The following is a 17,096-nucleotide window of genomic DNA, read 5'->3' on the forward strand; positions in this document are numbered from 1 at the left end:
GGGCGGCCTCCGCCCAGACGGTGACAGCCGCTTGACCGGGCTTGGACGCTGTCACCGTCCTCGAGCTAGGCAGCTCGGCGCTCACCGCTTTCCCGGAACACATCTTCGCCAAAGATGCTTGTGACCTCAGTCATTCGCAGTTCCTGGCGGATCTCCTCTGCAACAGCTGTCTTGAGCAGTCGAGAGATGTTGTTCCGCCCCCACACCACTCTTCCTGCCGGCGTGGGAATCCCCTCGTCGTTGAGTTCGTCGCAGATGTATTGCATGGTTTTCCCCTCGTTTCGCAGCACCAGAATTCTGCGGAGTACGGGCAGAGGGCAGAGCATCGGCCGCCCGACACGGCCGCTCACTGCTCGCCACCTCCCCCGAGGCGGTTGAGCAGGACGTCCAAGAGCCGAAAGGCGCGCTCGGAGCGATCCGGGGACCCGAGTAGGGCAAGGAGCAGTGTGCAGGGGACCACGGTGAGCATGATGATGCCTCGCCACCGCGTCAAGAGGAAAGCAACTGCCCAGATAATCAAGGCCGCAGGCGAATTGGGTACAGCTTCGGCCAGTGTCGTGAGAATTTTCACGGAGAACAACCTTCCACGCAGATTGCGTGATCGGCGGGCCTCGTCTCCGTCGTTTAGACGTCCAGAAGGCCCGTAAGAGGATTGGGGACAATCGACTTACGGGTGTTGTTGGGGCCACGGGTGACCTGCGGCTTGGTTGTGACTGTCCGCCCGGGGTTCTCGCCCTGTTGCGACCGTCGAGCAAGCAAGGCCCTCATGCGCGCAAATCCAACCGTCTCGATTTGGATCGCTCGGCGACGCATGGACCCAGTGGATTCTTCGACGCCGGTGACCTTCGGCGTCGGCGTGGGTAGGAGAGTGGAAAGCCACTCTCCGGCCTGCCGACGCGCTTCCGTGAGCTGTTCGAAGACTCGACGTAGGGGTGAGACGGCACGGTACAGGTCCTCGTGGACCCGTGACACTGTGCGATAGGCGTCGGCAAAAGGATCCAACAGTTGTTGGCTCATGATCCACTGAGCGTTGGCGACTGCAGGTGAACGCAGCACTCGTAGCGCTTCGGCGCGGGCGTGATAGTCGGCAGCAGTCAGCATCGGATCTCCCATGCTGGTTCGGTTGCTGCTGTATCCATAGTTGCGAGAATAGTCGGGCTGCGAAATGTCCGTATATTCCAGCGGGCAACCACTACCTGGCGTATTCGATTTGCCAAGGCCAGCCCGCCGGCACATCAGCTTCCACATCACCTCCGTCGGACTTAGGACCACTGATGACATTGCTTTTCGAACTGGCAGGTCGAGTCAGGCGGACAGGCTCCTTTTGATCGGGTTGTAGTGCTCGTCGAGCCAGCGACGCAGCTTCGCGTCTTCGATCGGGTTGGCGAACGCTGCTGTGAATACGACTGCCAAGGTCAGCCCTTCTGCATCGATCAGAGCTGTCCGGGCATTGATCTTCGTTCGCAGGTTTCGGCTTCCATCGCCAGGGCGAGTGAGTCGAACGGCGACGGAATCCGATGGGTGGTCGATGCTGTAACGGTAGGTGCCGAGGATATTCAGGTGCAGGGCCCAGGAGACGAACGACTCGCAGCCTCCGAGAGGGCAAGCCTGCAGGGGGCCGTCACCGGGGCTGTGGCCCCAGCGGGCGACGCGCGCACGGTATTCGGCTGCTGCGTCGATCTCTGCTTGTACGTGGAGGCGTTGGAGCTTCCGCAGTTCGGCGGGAGGGCGGCGATGCAGTAGCGCGAGCTCGAGTGTTCGCATGGAGGTGGACAGGCCTTCGGGGGTGGCTCGTTGTTCTGCGAGTGCGGCGGTGTGGGCTTCGGCTAGTCGCTGACTGCGTGTGTTGGCGTCGGCGATGTCGCGGGATCGGTTCTGTATTCGTTCCCGGGTTTCGGCGATTTCCTGGTCCAGTGCTGCCAGCGCGTGCGCGTTGTCGTCGTCGGCGGATGTGTCGAGTGCTGGCATCGGCAACTTTCGAGGTGCGGCGGGCGTCGGTGCGTCTCACCTTATGGCCCGGGTTTCGTCCGTTCTCGGGTTCGGCCGCTTCTGGTGCCTGCGCTGGTCGCAGCAGTAAGGGTCGTGAACGCAAGAAACCCACCCCGGCGACTATGCCCGGGGTGGGTTGGTGTTCTCGAGCCTATGCGTGCGTGAGCATGCGATAAGCGGCCTGTTTCGTTCCCGCCGAGTCAGTGTTGGTGAACTGGCGGGCGGCTCGAGCCTGGTCGACGCTTTCACCGGTGCTGGTGCGGACGCCGCGCCCCCAGTCTTCCCACTCCACTACTGCGTTCAGTGCGCCCCACCGCGTCGCGCGGCCTTCGGATTGGGTGTTGGCGATGTTGAACAACTGCATGAGTTCGCCTCGACGGTTCTCCCACCGGGTGCGTGCGGCTTTCTGCGACTCTTCCGGCTTCGGGTAGAGGGCATCGATGTAGTCCGCGAACTCTCGACTGGTCATCGGCTGAGAGATCAGCATTTCGCCGACCGCCGCGAAACTCTTCGCGTATCGAAACGCGCCCTGCAGCAGGATTTCGGCCATGCGGCTGTGCGCGGAGGCGGTATGCGGGATGGACCAGCGTTGCGCTTCGCCGATACCGACTGTCATGCCGTTCATGCACACCAGCCGTTTTCCGCTGATCTCACCGGAGATGGAACCTGACCCGTCGTGCGAAGTCCGGATAACGATCCCGAAGTCCACGACGTCCTTTCCTCCGATACGAACGCGTGCCTCCGGGAGATCCATCGTCAGAAACGTCTTACGACTGTGGTCGAGTGACCCTGCGTGGGCGAAGGTGGCGCCGAGATCCCTTGCGTTGTCGGCGATTGCGAACGCGTCGGCGTTGGTCACCGGCGTGTAGCGGGAACCGACGACGGCAAGCCCCTGGTACGTGTCGTCACGCATGATCAGTCGCTGCCCCGGAAGGGAGGTGTTGATCAGGCCAGACTCGCCCATCAGGGTCAGGTGGTCGGTGTTGTGCACGGTCAGGCCCCAGTCCAGTCCGGCGGTGCGCAACGCTTCTGCAGTGTCGCGGGATCCGGCGACATCGGTGCCGAGCACGGCCTGAGCGGGCAGGCGGTGAGCGGGGCGGGGAAGGGTGGTCGATGCGGTCATGATGTCCTCCAAGGATCGGCCCCGGTGGGGGCGGTGTGTGCAGCTCCGATGCCATGAAGTTATTGAGATCTCGTAGTGAGTGCGGCACGGGCGCAATCGAATAGCGTCGACAATCCGCAGGTGGGATCCTTTGGCCGGCGGCGACTGGGCCGGACAGGCTCGCGGTGTTTTTGCAGGGCTGGCGTGTGCGGTCAGCCCGGCGACGACCAGCGATAACAGTGTTGAGCGGGCCTTTTACTGTTGGCGCAGCGGTAGGGATTGTGGGGTGGAACCGCCAGCGTCGAGCACTTGGTGTGCAGCGGAGATGCGAGCGGCGAGTTCATCGCCTCCGCTAGCAGTCGTGGGTGGTGTGTCGACGAGGCTTCGAAGGTGTTCGCGCGCTGCGGGAGTGAGAAGTCGACTGTCGAGTTCGGTGACTTTCTCGGCGAGGGCCACTAATTCGCTGGTTGCCGTGTCGATCGATGTCTGTCGGGCGGTAATCGACAGCTCTGCGTTTCGCGATTCGAGTTCCACCGCTTCCATTGGAATCTGTCGATCGTTCAGTGTCGCTGACAGATTCGCTCTAGCGATCAGCGTTTTGTCTAGCGCGGCGGCCGTCGACACTGCTCGCCACGTCGTCACGGCGACGTTCCTCGCAATCGGTTCCTGATCTCCGAGACTGCCGTGTTGGAAGGCCACCGAGCCGATGATCCGACTCTGTGCGGTGACGGCCCGGTCCGCGTGCGATCGCAGGACAGGGTCGAGGATGCTGCTGCGCGTGATCTCGATCGGCCCGATTGTGTCGTCGAGTTCTCTGGCGGCGGCGCGGGCTTCGCCGAGTTTCGCTCGGTACTTCACTCGTGCTGCGTGTACTGCGGCGATGGTGATGATCGCCATGATCGGGGCGGCCACCACAGCGGGCACGAGCAGGGAGAGTATGCCCGCGCTGATGGCAGCCCATATGACAGCGGCAGTCAATAGATAGGTGTCGAACCTGTCATGTACTCCGGACAGCCGTGCGTATCGGCGGTCGATGGGGTGGTCGACGCGGTCCGGGTTCACCAGGACGTTCCAGGTGTGGTTTCGGTTCATCTGCGACTGTTCCCCTTCCCGTGTAGTGGTTTCCGATGTGGTGGTGTGTCTTCACGACGCGCTTGGCGACGGGCTTCTTCGATCAGCATCGGGTAGGTGTTGGCGATGGATCGGAGAACGCGGCCCTTGATCACCGCACCGATCTCGGCGCGGTCCTTCGGGCTAGCCATCTGACGAATGAAATCTCGGTGGCTGTCGTAGCCACTGCATGCGTGCCTGAGGTAGTTCACGCAGATTCGGGTCATGAAGGCTTCGTCGGAGGCGAAATCTGCTGCACGCTTGCCGGGGTTGAGTTCGTTGTAATGCGCGGTCGAGAGGCGGATCAGGCGAGGCAGCGACATCGCGGGCACACTCACGTCGACGATGTTGGCGGCAGCGATGAGTTCAGCGCGGGTGGCCAGGGCTGCCGTACGGCTTTGGCCTCGGCCCGCCGATCCGGAGCGGTCCCGAATCTGCGGGTTATGTTGTGCATTCACTCGCTGTCCCTTCTCCGTAATGACGCGCATCGTCATCATGCAGACCCCGGTTCCGGTGCTCATGCTCACTTTCCGCGTCGATGACCGGAACCCCGCCTGCCACGATGTCTGCGAAGGGCTTCGCCGTCTTCACTGGCGGTGCAAGAGAAGTTCCTCGGGCGCCGCAAGGTGACGAGTGCACACCGTCCTGAACTAGTAAGCGGGAGAAGGGAACAGCATGAGCGAGTTGGCCTCAACTGCAGGGAGGTGGGTCAGCGAACATCGGAGGCCGCTGACAATCGGCGGTGTCGTTGTCGCGGTATCAGCTCTGATCATCGGCATCGTCTCCGTCGTCGCTCAGCGCGATGACCCTGTCGACATGCAGGCTTACGCTGTGCCAATCGTCTCGATCAACGACATCCCTGCCCGAGAGTTCATCGGCTGGTCTCAGCAGGCCGTAGACGTTCGACCTCAGAACTCTCCGGTACCGGAGAGGATGAGCGCTCCAGACAACGGACAGTGTGTGCCCGGGGGGAAACTCCAGACCGCTGTTCAGTCCATGGTGTTGTCGGGATCGCGCTGGTCGGGAAACAAGTTCGTCAATCCTGGCGGAGCGCAGATCATGAATGTTCAGTTGTCGAACTCCCCCAACACCAACCCCGATGTAATCGATGATTGGTTGTCTTCCTGCGCGCAGACCCACTTGGTGGTGGACGGCGCCGGTGATCAGGAACTGCGTTTAGCATCGCTTCCCGTTACCCCCGAGTTCTACCGACTCGACGACGCCAGGGTCTATACCGCCACGCTTGAGGGCGACCGAACAATGACGACGATGACCGGATGGGGAATCGCTGACGGGATCACCGTCCAGGTCGATTTCACCTTTGTCGGACAGCCCAGCGACGAAGCCATTGCACAGTTCGACGTGGTGTGGCGAGCGCAGGCAGGCAAGCTCGTTGGTATGCAAGAGGCCGGGGTTCTCTAGCAAATCATCACCGACGGTCAGATCGACGAGCGCACTTCGACAGTCGCATCGTTTGCCGAAGTGCGCAGGAACTCCTTCTCGAAGCCTGAATACCCTGCCGCCGATCTTTCCATCTGCGAAACTCGCAAATGACGTTCTCGCTGCGCGCCTGAACCAAACCTACGTCGACCACCATGGCGTCGTGGATTGACTGGCCAGTGCTCGCGATGGTGGGACCGCAGCACGATCCCACCATCTGGCGAAAACGTAGTGTGCCGATGAATTACTAACCCGCAGAACCGATTTGGCGATTTCTCGGCTCCGATGTTCGGGCAAACTCTCCAAGGAAGGAGCGCGACAAAATGCCACCAGCACGCCCCTGACGATGCTTCAAAATGAGTACATGCAAATCGTCTGGGGTCTCGGATGATCCCTGCGGATCGATCGCGTACGGCCGGTGCAAACCGATGACGAGGTCCGCGGCTTCTTCCAGGCCGCCAGAACCCTTCATATCGCTCAGTTTCGGAGGCCGGTCGCCTTCAGTAGGACCACGGTTGAACTGAGCTGCAACGACCACGGCGATGCTCATGTCCTTGGCCATCGCCTTAAAACCGTTCGCGATCTCGGAGAGCCGTTGGGCCTGATTGAGAGATGCCTGTTGTTGATCGCCGGCCTCCGTGAGCTGGATGTAATCCTCGAAAACGATGCGCAAGTCTGTGCCTTCGGCCTGAAACTTGGTGCGCGCTGCGGCCGCGACCCGACGCATCTGAGGCAGGGTACGTGCTGTGTCGTCGATGACGAGGTGCCACGAGGCGACTCGTGCCATGGCTTCGGAAACTTTGTCCCACCCGAGATCTGTTAGTTCGGTGGGGTTTTGCAGTTTGTTGCGGTGCATGTTTCCGCATTCTGCGACGACGAGTAGTTCGGTGATCTCTTCGGCAGGCTGTTCGAGGGAGAAGAGAACTACACCGGCCCCGGAATCGCAGGCGGCTCTCACCCAGTCGATGATCGCGGTCGTTTTTCCTGTCCCGGGTCTTGCCGCGAGGACGGTCAGCCGTCCGTCTTTCAGGCCCTTGACCAGAGCCATCGAGTCTTTGCCTCCGTCTAAGTCTCTCCATCCGGTCGGTACGCCGTCGATGCCGTCGACCCCGTTGACCAGTCGGACGTCGAGTGAGTGTTTCAGTTCCTCGATTTGAGATCGGATGTCAGGCAGCGTCGTCGACTGAAATGATTGGGCATCGAACAGTTTCGCAAGTCGTGAGCGGGCTTCGTCGACAGATGAGAGTTGACCATCCCGAATCAGATCGAGGGCGAGTTCCATCTCTGATTCCAGGCGGCGCAGTTGTTCTCGACCTGCCATCGCTTCGAGATGAAGCTGCGGGGCCCGTGCAGACGCTGACAGGGAGGCGTGGGTCATCGCGGAGAGGCCGCTGGGACCACCTGCGACGTCGAGTTGGTCTCGCCTTCTCAGCTCCGTCACCACTGAGGTGAGGTCCACGGGGTGGCCTGTGGAGACCAGCGTGCTGATCGCTGCGAAGACAGCTTTGTGTTTGTCTGTCGAGAACGCATGCGGTGACAGTGCAGAGACGGTCGACGCCACGAACGCTTCGTCGTCGCCTTCGAGGAGACGTCCAAGTAGGACTTGTTCAGCGGCAGAGTTGTTTTCGATCACACCTTCACCTTGCTCCCGCAGGTGCGCGCTTGCGGCACGGATAGTCGCGTACCCACCATGTCCACCAGGTCACCGACATCAGAGGGGAATTCTCCGGGCATCCGGAGCGTCGAGTTGGGAAACATCGGGGTGTCGACGTCGAGCGACGAGATCCTGATGACTGCTCCTGGCCACGGCAATGCCCACGGATGTGTGTGCCACGGTGTCGGATACGTTTTCGCGGCCAACGAGTCGACGATCCGGGAGTCGTCGGTGAGGAGTTTGAACCGACGCGACGCCGAGCTGCCGGACTTGTGTTCAGCCGGCGACAGCGCATCTTGGACAGCACGCAGCAGCTTGTCGACGTCGGGTTTCGTCATCGGCGGGCATCGGGGCGTGGTCCGCTCCGAGACGGGAATAACAGCGGATGTCCCGATGCGATCGGGCTTCGGCACAGTCAGCGCGACATGCAGTCGAACCGGACCGTCGATGGGTACCCACTCGGTTCCGCCGATCCGGAGTGCTTCCCGGGTGATGGTGTCACGCCAGGCACGCAGTGCTGGGCCTTTGTCGTGTTTGATCACGCCGGCCGCGACGGCTCTCATTGATCCTTGGGTGATTGGCTTCCCCTCAGCGACAAGCCACATCGTGTGGTCAGGCAGGCGCGCGAGGCCTCCACGATGGCTTTCGCGCACGACGGAGTCCTCGGGGGTCTTCGACGACGACGCTGTTTGCACCGCGACCGGTACCGCGGCGAGGGCGTTCTCCGGGACGTGCGTGCAGCTGCTGCACCGCGTCCGGCTGATCGGGATGAGTGCGGCCCGACAAGCCGGGCAGTATCGGTGCGATCCACTGGACAACAGCGCGTCGGCGTTGATGCTCATGATGCGGACCCTATGACTGCCGGTTCCGGTGTTCGGGCGGGATTGATGCGTTCGACGTCGCCGCAGAGGCGACGTGGCGGGCCGGTGACCGTAACCGGTTGGTGTTGGATCGGACTCAGAATGTGCGGTTGAACTGCTCGGATGTTGCTTCGTGCCGCACTTGTCAGTCGGTGGCGTCAGTATTTGGTCATCGGAGATCACCACGCCAAGGCACCTACGGCGCAGCGAATCAGGAGAAAGCCATGCAGAGCACATTCACCCGACAGACGCACAACACCTCTTATGTCGCGTACAGCAAGTCGGCGTCGAAGCCCATTCAGGTCCAGGTTGCTGGTCAGGATTCGACGGTGCCTGTGCACTCGCAGGTTCTGATTCGCGAGTTCATCTCGATCGAGATCGACAGCATCGACGACGCTCGGGCGACCAGTCAGCGCCAGCCGACTCTGTACGTCAAGTTCAATGCCCGATCCGCGAAGAACCCAGACGGTGAGTCCGTCGGTCTCAGAGAGAATTTCGGTGCGTCGATCCAAGCAGGTGGCGACCTCGAGAAAGCAGTTCGGCATGCACTCACCGCAGGAAAAGCGGTGTACGTGGCGATCGAAACGAAGCGGCGATACAAGAACAGCGCTGGTGAGATCATCTCGTACTTGACGCCGATCAACGAACTGCGTGGTGCGACGAAAGACGGAAAGGGCGGCTCGGCGTCCGCGACCCGTGAAAACTGCGCAAACGTGATCGCAGCGATCGGCCCTGCTGACGCTCCCACGACCAACTTGATCTCCGACGAAGTGACCAGCGACCCGTCGAAGTGGGCCACGTTCCGGAGCAATCACGATGGCACTCAGGTGCCTTCGGGGTTCGTACGCGTGAACACACCCGAAGGTGATCCGACTGGAGCGATCACCGCCGCCGAGAGCGCCCCAGCCGCCGCGCCGGCATCGGTCGACGTCGATGCTCTCGCCGAAGCCGTCGCTGCTCGTCTACACGGCGCCGCTCCCACCAACGGAACGCCCGCCGTATCCGGAGCGGTTCGACGTCCTGCGCTGAGGGAAGCGCACTCGGTGGAAGCGAAGCCGTGGGAGCCGTACAACTCCGACGGCCGCGCCAATGCAGGTTCCTACCTGACCGCAAGCTGGCGAAACACTTGGTCTGGCGCCATGATCCTGCTGACCACAGCCGCATATGAGGAACAAGACGCAGCCGAGCGCGCAGGTAGGGAACCTCGCCTGCTGGAAAGCTCTGCCCTCGCATCGACGGCTACTGATCTGACCGAAGTACTTCTCTCCATGGCCGATCAGGTTCAGACCGCCGTTGTCGGCCGGATCAACCGGATGGATCGATCACACGGTGAGGCCGGAAAGTGGGTCCACCAGATCGCTTCTCGTCTGGTCCCGATCACTCTTGAAATGCTTAGCGAAGAGCACTCGGAACAGCGCGAGATGTGGCGCAAGACAGTGATCGCTCAGGCGACCGCAGTGTTCGCGGGCGCCTTGCATTCGGTCGAAAGCTACCTTGACGGGCAGTATGACCAGCCGACGCCGATCAACGATGCTTCCCGTAAAGCCCGGGAGCAGGCCGGTAGGCAGGCGCAACAGGGGAACGCTGCTACCTCGACGTCCGGCGCTCAGATGACGTCGACGTATGCTGCCATCGGCGATGCGGCCACCGGAGACGACGCACTCATGCAGCGTTGGAACGCTTTCCTACAGCAGTGCAAGCTGACCGGTCACGAGGACCGCGTCAAGCCGTTCCTCGCCGCTGCCTGCGGAACCGCTGATCTCGCACAGATCCAGGCGCAATTGTTCAGCGAACGACTGTCAGCGTGGGAGGCCGAACCCCAGCGGTTCGTAGAAGCCGCCGCCAGCGCCTACCGGGCTTCTCAGCCCGTCGCACGACAGTCAGCGTGACCACAGCGCGAGGCGCTCGCCGTGCCGCGCACCGAAATCGTCTGTGACAGCGTCGACTACGAACCCACTAGCACCAACCCACCCAGCGTTTACAGAAAGGTAGTCCCATGGCAGGCGACACCGTAATCACCGTGATCGGCAATCTGACCGCAGCACCCGAACTTCGCTTCACTCCGGCCGGCGCAGCCGTCGCCTCCTTCACCGTTGCCTCGACGCCCCGCGCGTTCGACCGCAACTCCAACGAGTGGAAAGACGGCGATGCACTGTTCATGCGTTGCAATCTGTGGCGGGAGGCAGCCGAGAACGCCACCGAGAGCTTGACCCGGGGTTCACGCGTCATCGTCAGCGGCCGCTTAAAGCAACGCTCGTACGAAACTCGTGAGGGTGAAAAGCGTACCGTCGTCGAGCTTGAAGTCGACGAGATCGGCCCCAGCCTCAAGTACGCCACCGCCAAAGTCGTCAAAGCCAACCGAGGTGGTAACAGCGGCCAGACCAACAACGGCGGCACCACATCCCAGTCCACATCGCGCCCGCCGAACGCTGGAAACGATCCATGGGGAAGCGGCGCCCCCAACGAAGATCCGTGGGGTGCCGGTGCCGCCACATCCCCCGCGAGCGACGAACCGCCCTTCTGACGTACGAAACTCACTGTGGCCCCGACATCATCCGTCGGGCCACAGCACATTGCCCAACCCAACACCGCCGAAGAGCTGTCACGACAGCCATGACACCGGAACCGTCACTGCAATCATTCCCCTATCGGAGACCACGAAAGGGGGAAGGGTGCCACGCACACGCCGCGGAACCGCCTTCTCTGCCCAACTGCAACAGCAACTAGCTACATGGGCAAGACGACTATTGAACGACTGGGCGGTGTTGACCTGGACAGCTGACAGCGCCCGTGTCGGTCCCGTCACCGTCACTGCACTGAACTGGCTTTTCCTCATCGGCATCTCGGCATTCGGGTTCCTGACCAACGGGCACTTGATGTGGATCGGCGTCGCCGCGGCCGCGTGGTTGGTGGTGACTATCGTGCGTGCCAGCATCGTGATGCCACGGCGCCGCAACACACTTGAAGCGATCTATTCCGGCTTGCAGAAACCGGCGGGGCTTCCATCAGGGACCGTCAGCCGACCTACGACCCCCTCCAAACACATCACTGCAATTCGATGGTCGTCATCGCAGTCCATTCGCGCGGCCCAGCTGTCCGTTGGTGCCAGCAGTGCCTCGGTGGGGGCACCAATGCGACGACTGATCGTCGAGAAGGCCATTGAGCAGAGCGTTCCTGCACCGGCCGACATGGAGTGGGTGTTCAACTGGACTAAGTCGAGCACTGTCGAGTTCGAAGCGGTCAACGGTGACGATCCACGGGTCGCGAAACAATTGATGGCCCGGAAGATCATTGCGACTCTGCGGTCCCTCTTCAAGATCACCGACCGGAATGCAGCAGATGGATACGCCCTCGACATCGCCGAATGGGCTGACGAAACTCGCGCAGACGGCGCAGTCGTTCCGATACCGACGCAGCTTCGTTTCGCAGCTGGAAGCCAAGACCTGACTGATCCGGGTTTTCGAGACACCCTCGAGCGCAGCTTCGACCGATCTGTGTCGTGCCCGGGCGAGTGGATCTACTTGTGGAACAAAGACGAGCAGGCCCTCGAAATCAGCAGGGCCGCCAAAGGATCTCTGGAAGCTCGTAGGAAGCTCAACGAACGAAAGTTCGCCGACGAAATCCGCTCCGCTATAACGAAACCAGGCAAAGACCCTGTCGTCGCCGTCGTCGAGACTTGGGCCGACGACGAATCGGACCAGCCGGCAACTATAGACGTGGACTTCGGAACACTCCCCCTCGGTGAACGCCGCCTCCGCGACAAGCTCGAGGACAGCCTCGATACCTCGATACACACGCGCTGGCCTGACGTCCGCTTGCTGTTCGACTGGAAGTTCGAGGGCGGTTCAACGCAACTCGCAATCATGTCTGTCGATCACAACGACGTCAGAGCGAAACAGAAATCGGTCGAAAAGAAGCTCCGCAATGTTGTGGAGTCGAAGTTCGGAAAAGCCAGTACGCCAGTCGACTGCGACATCATCGAATGGCAGGAAGGCCTATCGCCCACAGGCGAAGCCCTCCCTCAGCGAGCGCGAGTGAACTTCGGATCCATCGACGTCAACAAACGCGAAACCAGGGACGAGTTCCAAGATCACTGGGACTCCCTCACCACGAACAACGACTGGGCATACTCATGGTCCACCGCAGATGGAATAGTCACGATGACCGCGGTTCCGCGCCTACCAGATCAGCTAGCATTTCCGATGCCTGGCACCACCGCATTCGACGAAGCGATCGCGCTGGCCCGCAAGGGAGTTCTACGTTTCGGCCCGCAGAAGGGCGGCGGCTGGCTCGACTGGGACCTCAACGAAACACCGCACGGATTAGTGGGAGGAAAAACCGGCCAGGGAAAATCTGTAGCGCTGTCGATCGTCTTGTTCTACGCGATGCTCTTGCCGGACGTCTACGAAGTTATCGTCTGTGATCCGAAGCGCACAGACTTCACCTGGACTCCAGAATTCCCCAGTGTCGTCCACTTCGCTGCGACCGACACTGAGATCGTTGACGCCGTGGCGCGAGCCAAACGGAGGATGGATGCCGGCCAAACGCTATTGAACAAGCTACAAGTCCGGAAGCTGTCCTGGCTACGAGAGAAGTACGCTTCGGATCCAGAGCTCGAGAAGGCACACGGACCTGTACCTCGCCGCCTGATCCTTTTCTTCGACGAGCTCGCCGACTTCCTCGCGAAGGGCGCGAACAGCGACGTCGAGGAGCTGAAGGACGAAGCACGCGCCAACCTGGAGTCCATTGCTCGATTGGGCAGGGCGATCGAAGTGAACATCGTTGCGGCCGCTCAGAAGCCGGACGCAAAGATCATCTCAACACAGCTGCGTTCCCAGCTCGGCTTCAGGCTCGGTGTCGGTCCTCTCGACCAGTACGAATCGCAGCAAATCCTCAACTCCGACCATGGCACCCGTTTCCCGGAAGAGGGAACACCGAAGGGTCGATCGTGGGCGTACGACCCCAAGAACGGCTATAGGCAAGTTCAGGTCATGTTCCTGCCCGATGACTCGATGGTGTGCCCGTGGGATGCCTCCATCATGTTGACGGGGTCGAAAGAGTTGGCGCGGGATCGCCTGATTGAGCTCGGGTTTGCGCAGACATCGATCACCAACTCCGATGGCGGTATCGAGCCGCGGTGGATCAGGGTGGAAAACGACGATGCGTGGCCATCAATCGACGTTCCCACCAACGCGGAGCACGACTCCGAATCCTCAGACACGAAGCCTGAACTGGATTTTGGTGCCGGTCTCGGCGACCAGGAATTGAACGATTCTGATGATGTCGATCCGTGGAATCAGTAGCGAACAAACCACATTGAAGGAGGGCAGGACATGAAACGGATAATCGCGGTTGTGGTCACGCTGGGAGTGCTGTGGGGGGTAGGTACGTGGTTCGGGGACGGGCAACTGATGTTCTCGCCTAGCTGGTTTCAGGCTACGAATCAGAAAGTGTCCGGATTCGTAAACAAGAGCGAGGACACTGTTCGAGACAAGCTTCCTGAACCGAACTTCACTATCGAACTTCCCACCCCCAGCCCTTCGCATGGGTTCGCTCCACGTGAATCTGAGGGTGTCGGACCTTCGGTGGTGCCGTCATGAAGCTGATCGGGTATGCACTCGCAATCCTCGTAGTGATTGGAATTGTGAAGGGCACCATCGATATTGGCGATGGAAGCCAGTCAGTCGCTGACATCGCTGGCAGCATCCTCGGTGGCATCCGCGATACGACGGTCATGCTCATTCCCAAACTGATCTCTTTGGTGACCAGCCTGGTCGACCAGATTCCTGACGCCAACGAGCTTCCCCCGCCGAACTAGACCCGCCATCGAGGGCAGCTCGCGAGGTAGACGCGGCCACCGATGGGCGTCTACCTCGGGAAGAGTTGACCAGCGATCCGGCCGGCCAGTTCAGCGCGGTTCCCCCATCCCCGGGATGTGAGTGGACAGGCGATGCGACATGCCCCGCGTCGTGGGCCGCTTAGACGGCTACAGCGCATCAGGGAGGCGGGCATCCGGTGCCGTTGAGGAGAGTTACTCAGCCAGCCGTCTCCGCAGGAGCAACCGCCCTCGTCTCGGAGTAATTTTTCCGACAAACACGCTGATGGCGTGTCTTCACGAATACCTGCAGATCAGAGCGCCAACCAATAAGCCATGACTGTTTCCCCAGGTAGACAGCTGTTTATTTGCACTACCGTCGAAGTGTCCAGCCAGTCGATCACAAGGGAGACATCAAATGTCAAGAACCGTCCCATGCCCCCATGCAAGTTCCGGCCACGGCCCACACGAGGCAGGCTCTCGGGAGTACCGAAAGTGCCGCGAAATTTCGTCGCAAGAACAGATACAGCGCACTGTCCGCGAGGACATCCTTGCGGGCAAACACGCCGAGATCTCCCACACCCTCACCGCCGGTTCCGCACCTACGCTCAAGCAGCAATTGGAGGCGTTGGCGAATCGACCTGCACCGAAAGACAAATCAGGTGAGCGATCTTTCGGCGACTGATTTGAAGAGGCACCAGGCGCACGGGCCAGAAACGTCAACTGGCGAAGATCGAACCCAACGAGCCGAGGGATCCCCGACGGTGCCGAAGACCTGCGGTCATTTTCGACCGTAGGTCTTCGGCGCACGCGGGAGACTGGCACCTGCGAAACAGGCCCATGCGAAATAGTTCCGCTACTGGCGATGGCGCATAACCAGAGGGCGCGCAGTTCATATTCGGGCCAATCAGCTGTAATTGCAGTAGCATTCGTAGCAGCGCGGCCCCATCGGGGGGAACTACCGTGCAGCACAATGCACCTATCGGAGGTAATTGAATGCCGCTTAACTCAACAGCTGCCCATCTTGCTGCAGAGATCGCCGCCCACGACTGGAGTGACGCTCCCTACAGGATCGACCGCGCAGGGCACAGCCGAAACGATGACAGCGATTCCAAGCGGACCAAAGACTTACCTGCGGACGAAACTGCCAAAATCAAGACAAATGTTATGTGGAATGTCGCGCAGGTCATGGCCTATTCGGATCCGAAATTCGACGTCAACGACTTCGCGAAGGCGTGTGGCATCCCGGACTCAATCAGGCTCCGCCACGACGGTTCTCCCAGCGGAACGATCGAATCGGGACTCCGATCTCACCAGGTTTCAGGCGGACGCCGTTACGCAATGCCCGGTTCCTCAGCCAATCCTGCAGTGCGAATCGCAATGAACTCTTACGGTAAAGACGCTGCGATCTGCGGAGAAGTGAAACTCCACCAGAGCAACTCTGGGTTCAAACACAACGAAGCCCGTATGCAGCCCCGAACATTCGCAGTCACTACATGGGATGGAATGGCGTACGGCGAGGGCTACATTCGGAAGCTCGTTCGGCGCGGCGACTGGTATGTCGTCGAATGGGACTCGTTCTGGGCGGTCGATACCCCGTACCCTTGCACGGCTCCGGGCGGCCGGCATTACGTTGACGTTTTGATGTGAGCCGAAGTTGAGGTTCAGCGATACACATCGGTTGCCCAAGTGAGTGATTGGCGTCAAGTGTTCGTCGCAACCTCTGAGGGCGACCCAAGTCGCGTGATCTTCGCGACCCAATCGTTGATTGGGTCGCGAAGATCCAGACCAAAGCAGCGGTCGTACCGTAGGTCGATCGTCCTTCGACTCCTCCAGCTCGCCAGCCACGAACCACCCCGCACGAACTAATCGCTCCCTGACGACGCCGAAGGGCCCGCGGGCCCTTCGCTCGCACAAGACCTTCGTCTCTGGCGCACCAGGCTCGACAATCCCAGAACTCAGACTATGCGGCCAGATCCGATACCCGCAGTTGTCCCAATATCGACAAAACCGCAGGTACTTGTCCCAAAATCCCACAATGTCCGATTTTTATCCCATTTCAGGCGATCGCGGCAACGATTGCCGCGATCGCTGTGAGATGAGACATGCTCCTGGGGAAATGCGGTCCGTGAGACAGGATCTCGTACCGCGCATGGCTCTTCTCCGAGCCCAGGAGGGCATCTGAGCTGTACGTCTCAACGAAACCTGCCGTTGTCTCATTTCCAGGCGATGGCGGCAACGATTTCTTCTCTATCACCGGAAGTCATGTCCCTAGGCTCACCTCTATCGGAGATGACGAAAGGCACACGACATGGTGATGGGGCCCACGCACGCAATGAGCGGCGCAGCCACCGGATTGGCGATAGCTGCGGTATTACCGCCCGAGTGGGGAGGTCCGACGTCCATTCCTGGTGCATTCATATTCGCCGGCATTACAGCTGGCGCTGCCCTCCTCCCGGACTTGGACAGCCCACAGGCCACAATTGCCCGTAGTTTCGGACCGCTCAGCCAGGCAGTCGCTCATGTGGTGGAACGGATCTCGTTGGCATTCCACTCTTTGACGTCGACGAAGCGTGACGACAATCGGGAGAACGGCCATCGCACCACCACTCACACTCTCGGGTTCGCTGTGCTTGCCGGCTTGGCGGTGACAGCGTTGGTGACAGCGTTTGGGAAACCTGCGACGATCGGCGTTTTGTTCCTGATGCTGGGGTTGGCGATCCGAGGGCTGTTCCCTCAATGGGTGAAGAAGAACGATTGGCTGGCTGTGACCGGTGCAGCAGCGGGGTTATCGGTATTGACCTGGGTGGCGGCACCGGAGTCTGTGTCGGGGGTAGCGCTGGGCGCGGCCGTAACGGTCGGTGTGATCACACATTTGCTCGGTGATGCCGGCACGAAGATGGGTGTGCCGATGCTGGCGCCGTTCGTGAAGATCAACGGAAAGCGTTGGTGGGATGTCGCTCCGCCTGCAGCGGTGCGTATCAAGGCGTCGGGTCCAGCGGACAAAATTCTGCTCGGTGCGTTCACATGCATTGCGGTCGCCTTGGCGTACGTGGTTGTGTTCTCCCCGGCATCGGTCGGGATGGGCTGGTCGTAGAAGCGGCATCACCCCGGCTGCATTTGCGC

17 protein-coding genes are annotated in these 17,096 nt (G+C 60.8%); 8 read left to right on the plus strand and 9 right to left on the minus strand.

Features of this window, described 5'->3' with window-relative positions; all coding sequences use genetic code 11:
- Positions 1 to 65: 65 nt before the first annotated feature.
- The 7 genes from EHW12_RS30750 to EHW12_RS30780 form a co-directional block, all read right to left on the minus strand.
- Complete coding sequence (locus EHW12_RS30750) at positions 66 to 350, minus strand: recombinase family protein (protein ID WP_058228306.1); 285 nt, start codon at positions 348 to 350, stop codon at positions 66 to 68.
- Complete coding sequence (locus EHW12_RS30755; RefSeq protein WP_047269075.1) at positions 347 to 571, minus strand: hypothetical protein; 225 nt, start codon at positions 569 to 571, stop codon at positions 347 to 349. The genes EHW12_RS30750 and EHW12_RS30755 overlap by 4 nt, the downstream gene beginning before the upstream one ends.
- 53 nt (positions 572 to 624) lie before the next feature.
- Complete coding sequence (locus EHW12_RS30760) at positions 625 to 1,113, minus strand: hypothetical protein (RefSeq protein ID WP_047269076.1); 489 nt, start codon at positions 1,111 to 1,113, stop codon at positions 625 to 627.
- A gap of 192 nt (positions 1,114 to 1,305) precedes the next feature.
- Complete coding sequence (locus tag EHW12_RS30765) at positions 1,306 to 1,968, minus strand: hypothetical protein (protein WP_047269077.1); 663 nt, start codon at positions 1,966 to 1,968, stop codon at positions 1,306 to 1,308.
- A 172-nt stretch (positions 1,969 to 2,140) separates the two neighbouring features.
- Positions 2,141 to 3,112: a DUF932 domain-containing protein gene (locus tag EHW12_RS30770; RefSeq protein ID WP_058228304.1), complete on the minus strand. Its 972-nt coding sequence runs from the start codon at positions 3,110 to 3,112 to the stop codon at positions 2,141 to 2,143.
- A 234-nt stretch (positions 3,113 to 3,346) separates the two neighbouring features.
- Positions 3,347 to 4,183, minus strand: coding sequence for a hypothetical protein (locus EHW12_RS30775; protein ID WP_047269079.1), 837 nt, complete (start codon positions 4,181 to 4,183; stop codon positions 3,347 to 3,349).
- Positions 4,180 to 4,722: a hypothetical protein gene (locus tag EHW12_RS30780; protein ID WP_047269080.1), complete on the minus strand. Its 543-nt coding sequence runs from the start codon at positions 4,720 to 4,722 to the stop codon at positions 4,180 to 4,182. The genes EHW12_RS30775 and EHW12_RS30780 overlap by 4 nt, the downstream gene beginning before the upstream one ends.
- Before the next feature lie 154 nt (positions 4,723 to 4,876).
- Here EHW12_RS30780 and EHW12_RS30785 point away from each other — a divergent pair, with 154 nt between their 5' ends.
- The gene (locus EHW12_RS30785; RefSeq protein WP_047269081.1) at positions 4,877 to 5,623 is read left to right on the plus strand and encodes a hypothetical protein; all 747 of its coding nucleotides are present in this window, start codon (positions 4,877 to 4,879) and stop codon (positions 5,621 to 5,623) included.
- Between the two features lie 265 nt (positions 5,624 to 5,888).
- On the opposite strand, the gene EHW12_RS30790 is transcribed toward EHW12_RS30785, so the two are convergent.
- Both EHW12_RS30790 and EHW12_RS30795 read right to left on the minus strand, forming a co-directional pair.
- On the minus strand, positions 5,889 to 7,274 hold the full coding sequence (locus EHW12_RS30790; protein WP_047269082.1) for a DnaB-like helicase C-terminal domain-containing protein: 1,386 nt from the start codon (positions 7,272 to 7,274) through the stop codon (positions 5,889 to 5,891).
- Positions 7,271 to 8,137 (minus strand): RusA family crossover junction endodeoxyribonuclease, encoded by an 867-nt coding sequence (locus EHW12_RS30795; RefSeq protein ID WP_052959765.1) that lies wholly within the window; start codon positions 8,135 to 8,137, stop codon positions 7,271 to 7,273. Before EHW12_RS30795 ends, EHW12_RS30790 begins: the two co-directional genes overlap by 4 nt.
- Positions 8,138 to 8,379: 242 nt before the next feature.
- On the opposite strand from EHW12_RS30795, the gene EHW12_RS30800 reads away from it, so the two are divergent.
- The 7 genes from EHW12_RS30800 (at position 8,380) to EHW12_RS30825 (ending at position 17,067) form a co-directional block, all read left to right on the plus strand.
- A complete protein-coding gene (locus tag EHW12_RS30800) occupies positions 8,380 to 10,044 on the plus strand; it encodes a hypothetical protein (protein ID WP_047269083.1) in 1,665 nt (554 codons plus the stop codon).
- Positions 10,045 to 10,151: 107 nt separating this feature from the next.
- Positions 10,152 to 10,679 (plus strand): single-stranded DNA-binding protein, encoded by a 528-nt coding sequence (locus tag EHW12_RS30805; protein ID WP_047269084.1) that lies wholly within the window; start codon positions 10,152 to 10,154, stop codon positions 10,677 to 10,679.
- 148 nt (positions 10,680 to 10,827) lie between these two features.
- Positions 10,828 to 13,458: an FtsK/SpoIIIE domain-containing protein gene (locus tag EHW12_RS30810; RefSeq protein WP_125053024.1), complete on the plus strand. Its 2,631-nt coding sequence runs from the start codon at positions 10,828 to 10,830 to the stop codon at positions 13,456 to 13,458.
- A 293-nt stretch (positions 13,459 to 13,751) separates the two neighbouring features.
- Positions 13,752 to 13,973, plus strand: coding sequence for a hypothetical protein (locus EHW12_RS30815; protein WP_042953407.1), 222 nt, complete (start codon positions 13,752 to 13,754; stop codon positions 13,971 to 13,973).
- 415 nt (positions 13,974 to 14,388) lie between these two features.
- Positions 14,389 to 14,655, plus strand: a complete 267-nt coding sequence (locus EHW12_RS34815; RefSeq protein ID WP_141695829.1) for a hypothetical protein — start codon at positions 14,389 to 14,391, stop codon at positions 14,653 to 14,655.
- Positions 14,656 to 14,966: 311 nt separating this feature from the next.
- Positions 14,967 to 15,620, plus strand: a complete 654-nt coding sequence (locus tag EHW12_RS30820) for a hypothetical protein (protein WP_047269087.1) — start codon at positions 14,967 to 14,969, stop codon at positions 15,618 to 15,620.
- Between the two features lie 661 nt (positions 15,621 to 16,281).
- Positions 16,282 to 17,067: a metal-dependent hydrolase gene (locus EHW12_RS30825; protein WP_047269089.1), complete on the plus strand. Its 786-nt coding sequence runs from the start codon at positions 16,282 to 16,284 to the stop codon at positions 17,065 to 17,067.
- The last annotated feature ends 29 nt before the right edge of the window (positions 17,068 to 17,096 follow it).

Source organism: Rhodococcus sp. NJ-530 (genome assembly GCF_003860625.1).
Classification (GTDB): Bacteria; Actinomycetota; Actinomycetes; order Mycobacteriales; family Mycobacteriaceae; genus Rhodococcus_F; species Rhodococcus_F qingshengii.

Coding starts and splice junctions, on each gene's coding strand:
- EHW12_RS30785 (WP_047269081.1), top strand. CDS start 4,877: ATGAGCGAGTTGGCCTCAACTGCAGGGAGGTGGGTCAGCGAACATCGG.
- EHW12_RS30800 (WP_047269083.1), top strand. CDS start 8,380: ATGCAGAGCACATTCACCCGACAGACGCACAACACCTCTTATGTCGCG.
- EHW12_RS30820 (WP_047269087.1), top strand. CDS start 14,967: ATGCCGCTTAACTCAACAGCTGCCCATCTTGCTGCAGAGATCGCCGCC.
- EHW12_RS30770 (WP_058228304.1), bottom strand. CDS start 3,112: ATGACCGCATCGACCACCCTTCCCCGCCCCGCTCACCGCCTGCCCGCT.
- EHW12_RS30795 (WP_052959765.1), bottom strand. CDS start 8,137: ATGAGCATCAACGCCGACGCGCTGTTGTCCAGTGGATCGCACCGATAC.
- EHW12_RS30805 (WP_047269084.1), top strand. CDS start 10,152: ATGGCAGGCGACACCGTAATCACCGTGATCGGCAATCTGACCGCAGCA.
- EHW12_RS30825 (WP_047269089.1), top strand. CDS start 16,282: ATGGTGATGGGGCCCACGCACGCAATGAGCGGCGCAGCCACCGGATTG.
- EHW12_RS30815 (WP_042953407.1), top strand. CDS start 13,752: ATGAAGCTGATCGGGTATGCACTCGCAATCCTCGTAGTGATTGGAATT.
- EHW12_RS34815 (WP_141695829.1), top strand. CDS start 14,389: ATGTCAAGAACCGTCCCATGCCCCCATGCAAGTTCCGGCCACGGCCCA.
- EHW12_RS30760 (WP_047269076.1), bottom strand. CDS start 1,113: ATGGGAGATCCGATGCTGACTGCTGCCGACTATCACGCCCGCGCCGAA.
- EHW12_RS30775 (WP_047269079.1), bottom strand. CDS start 4,183: ATGAACCGAAACCACACCTGGAACGTCCTGGTGAACCCGGACCGCGTC.
- EHW12_RS30765 (WP_047269077.1), bottom strand. CDS start 1,968: ATGCCAGCACTCGACACATCCGCCGACGACGACAACGCGCACGCGCTG.
- EHW12_RS30780 (WP_047269080.1), bottom strand. CDS start 4,722: ATGAGCACCGGAACCGGGGTCTGCATGATGACGATGCGCGTCATTACG.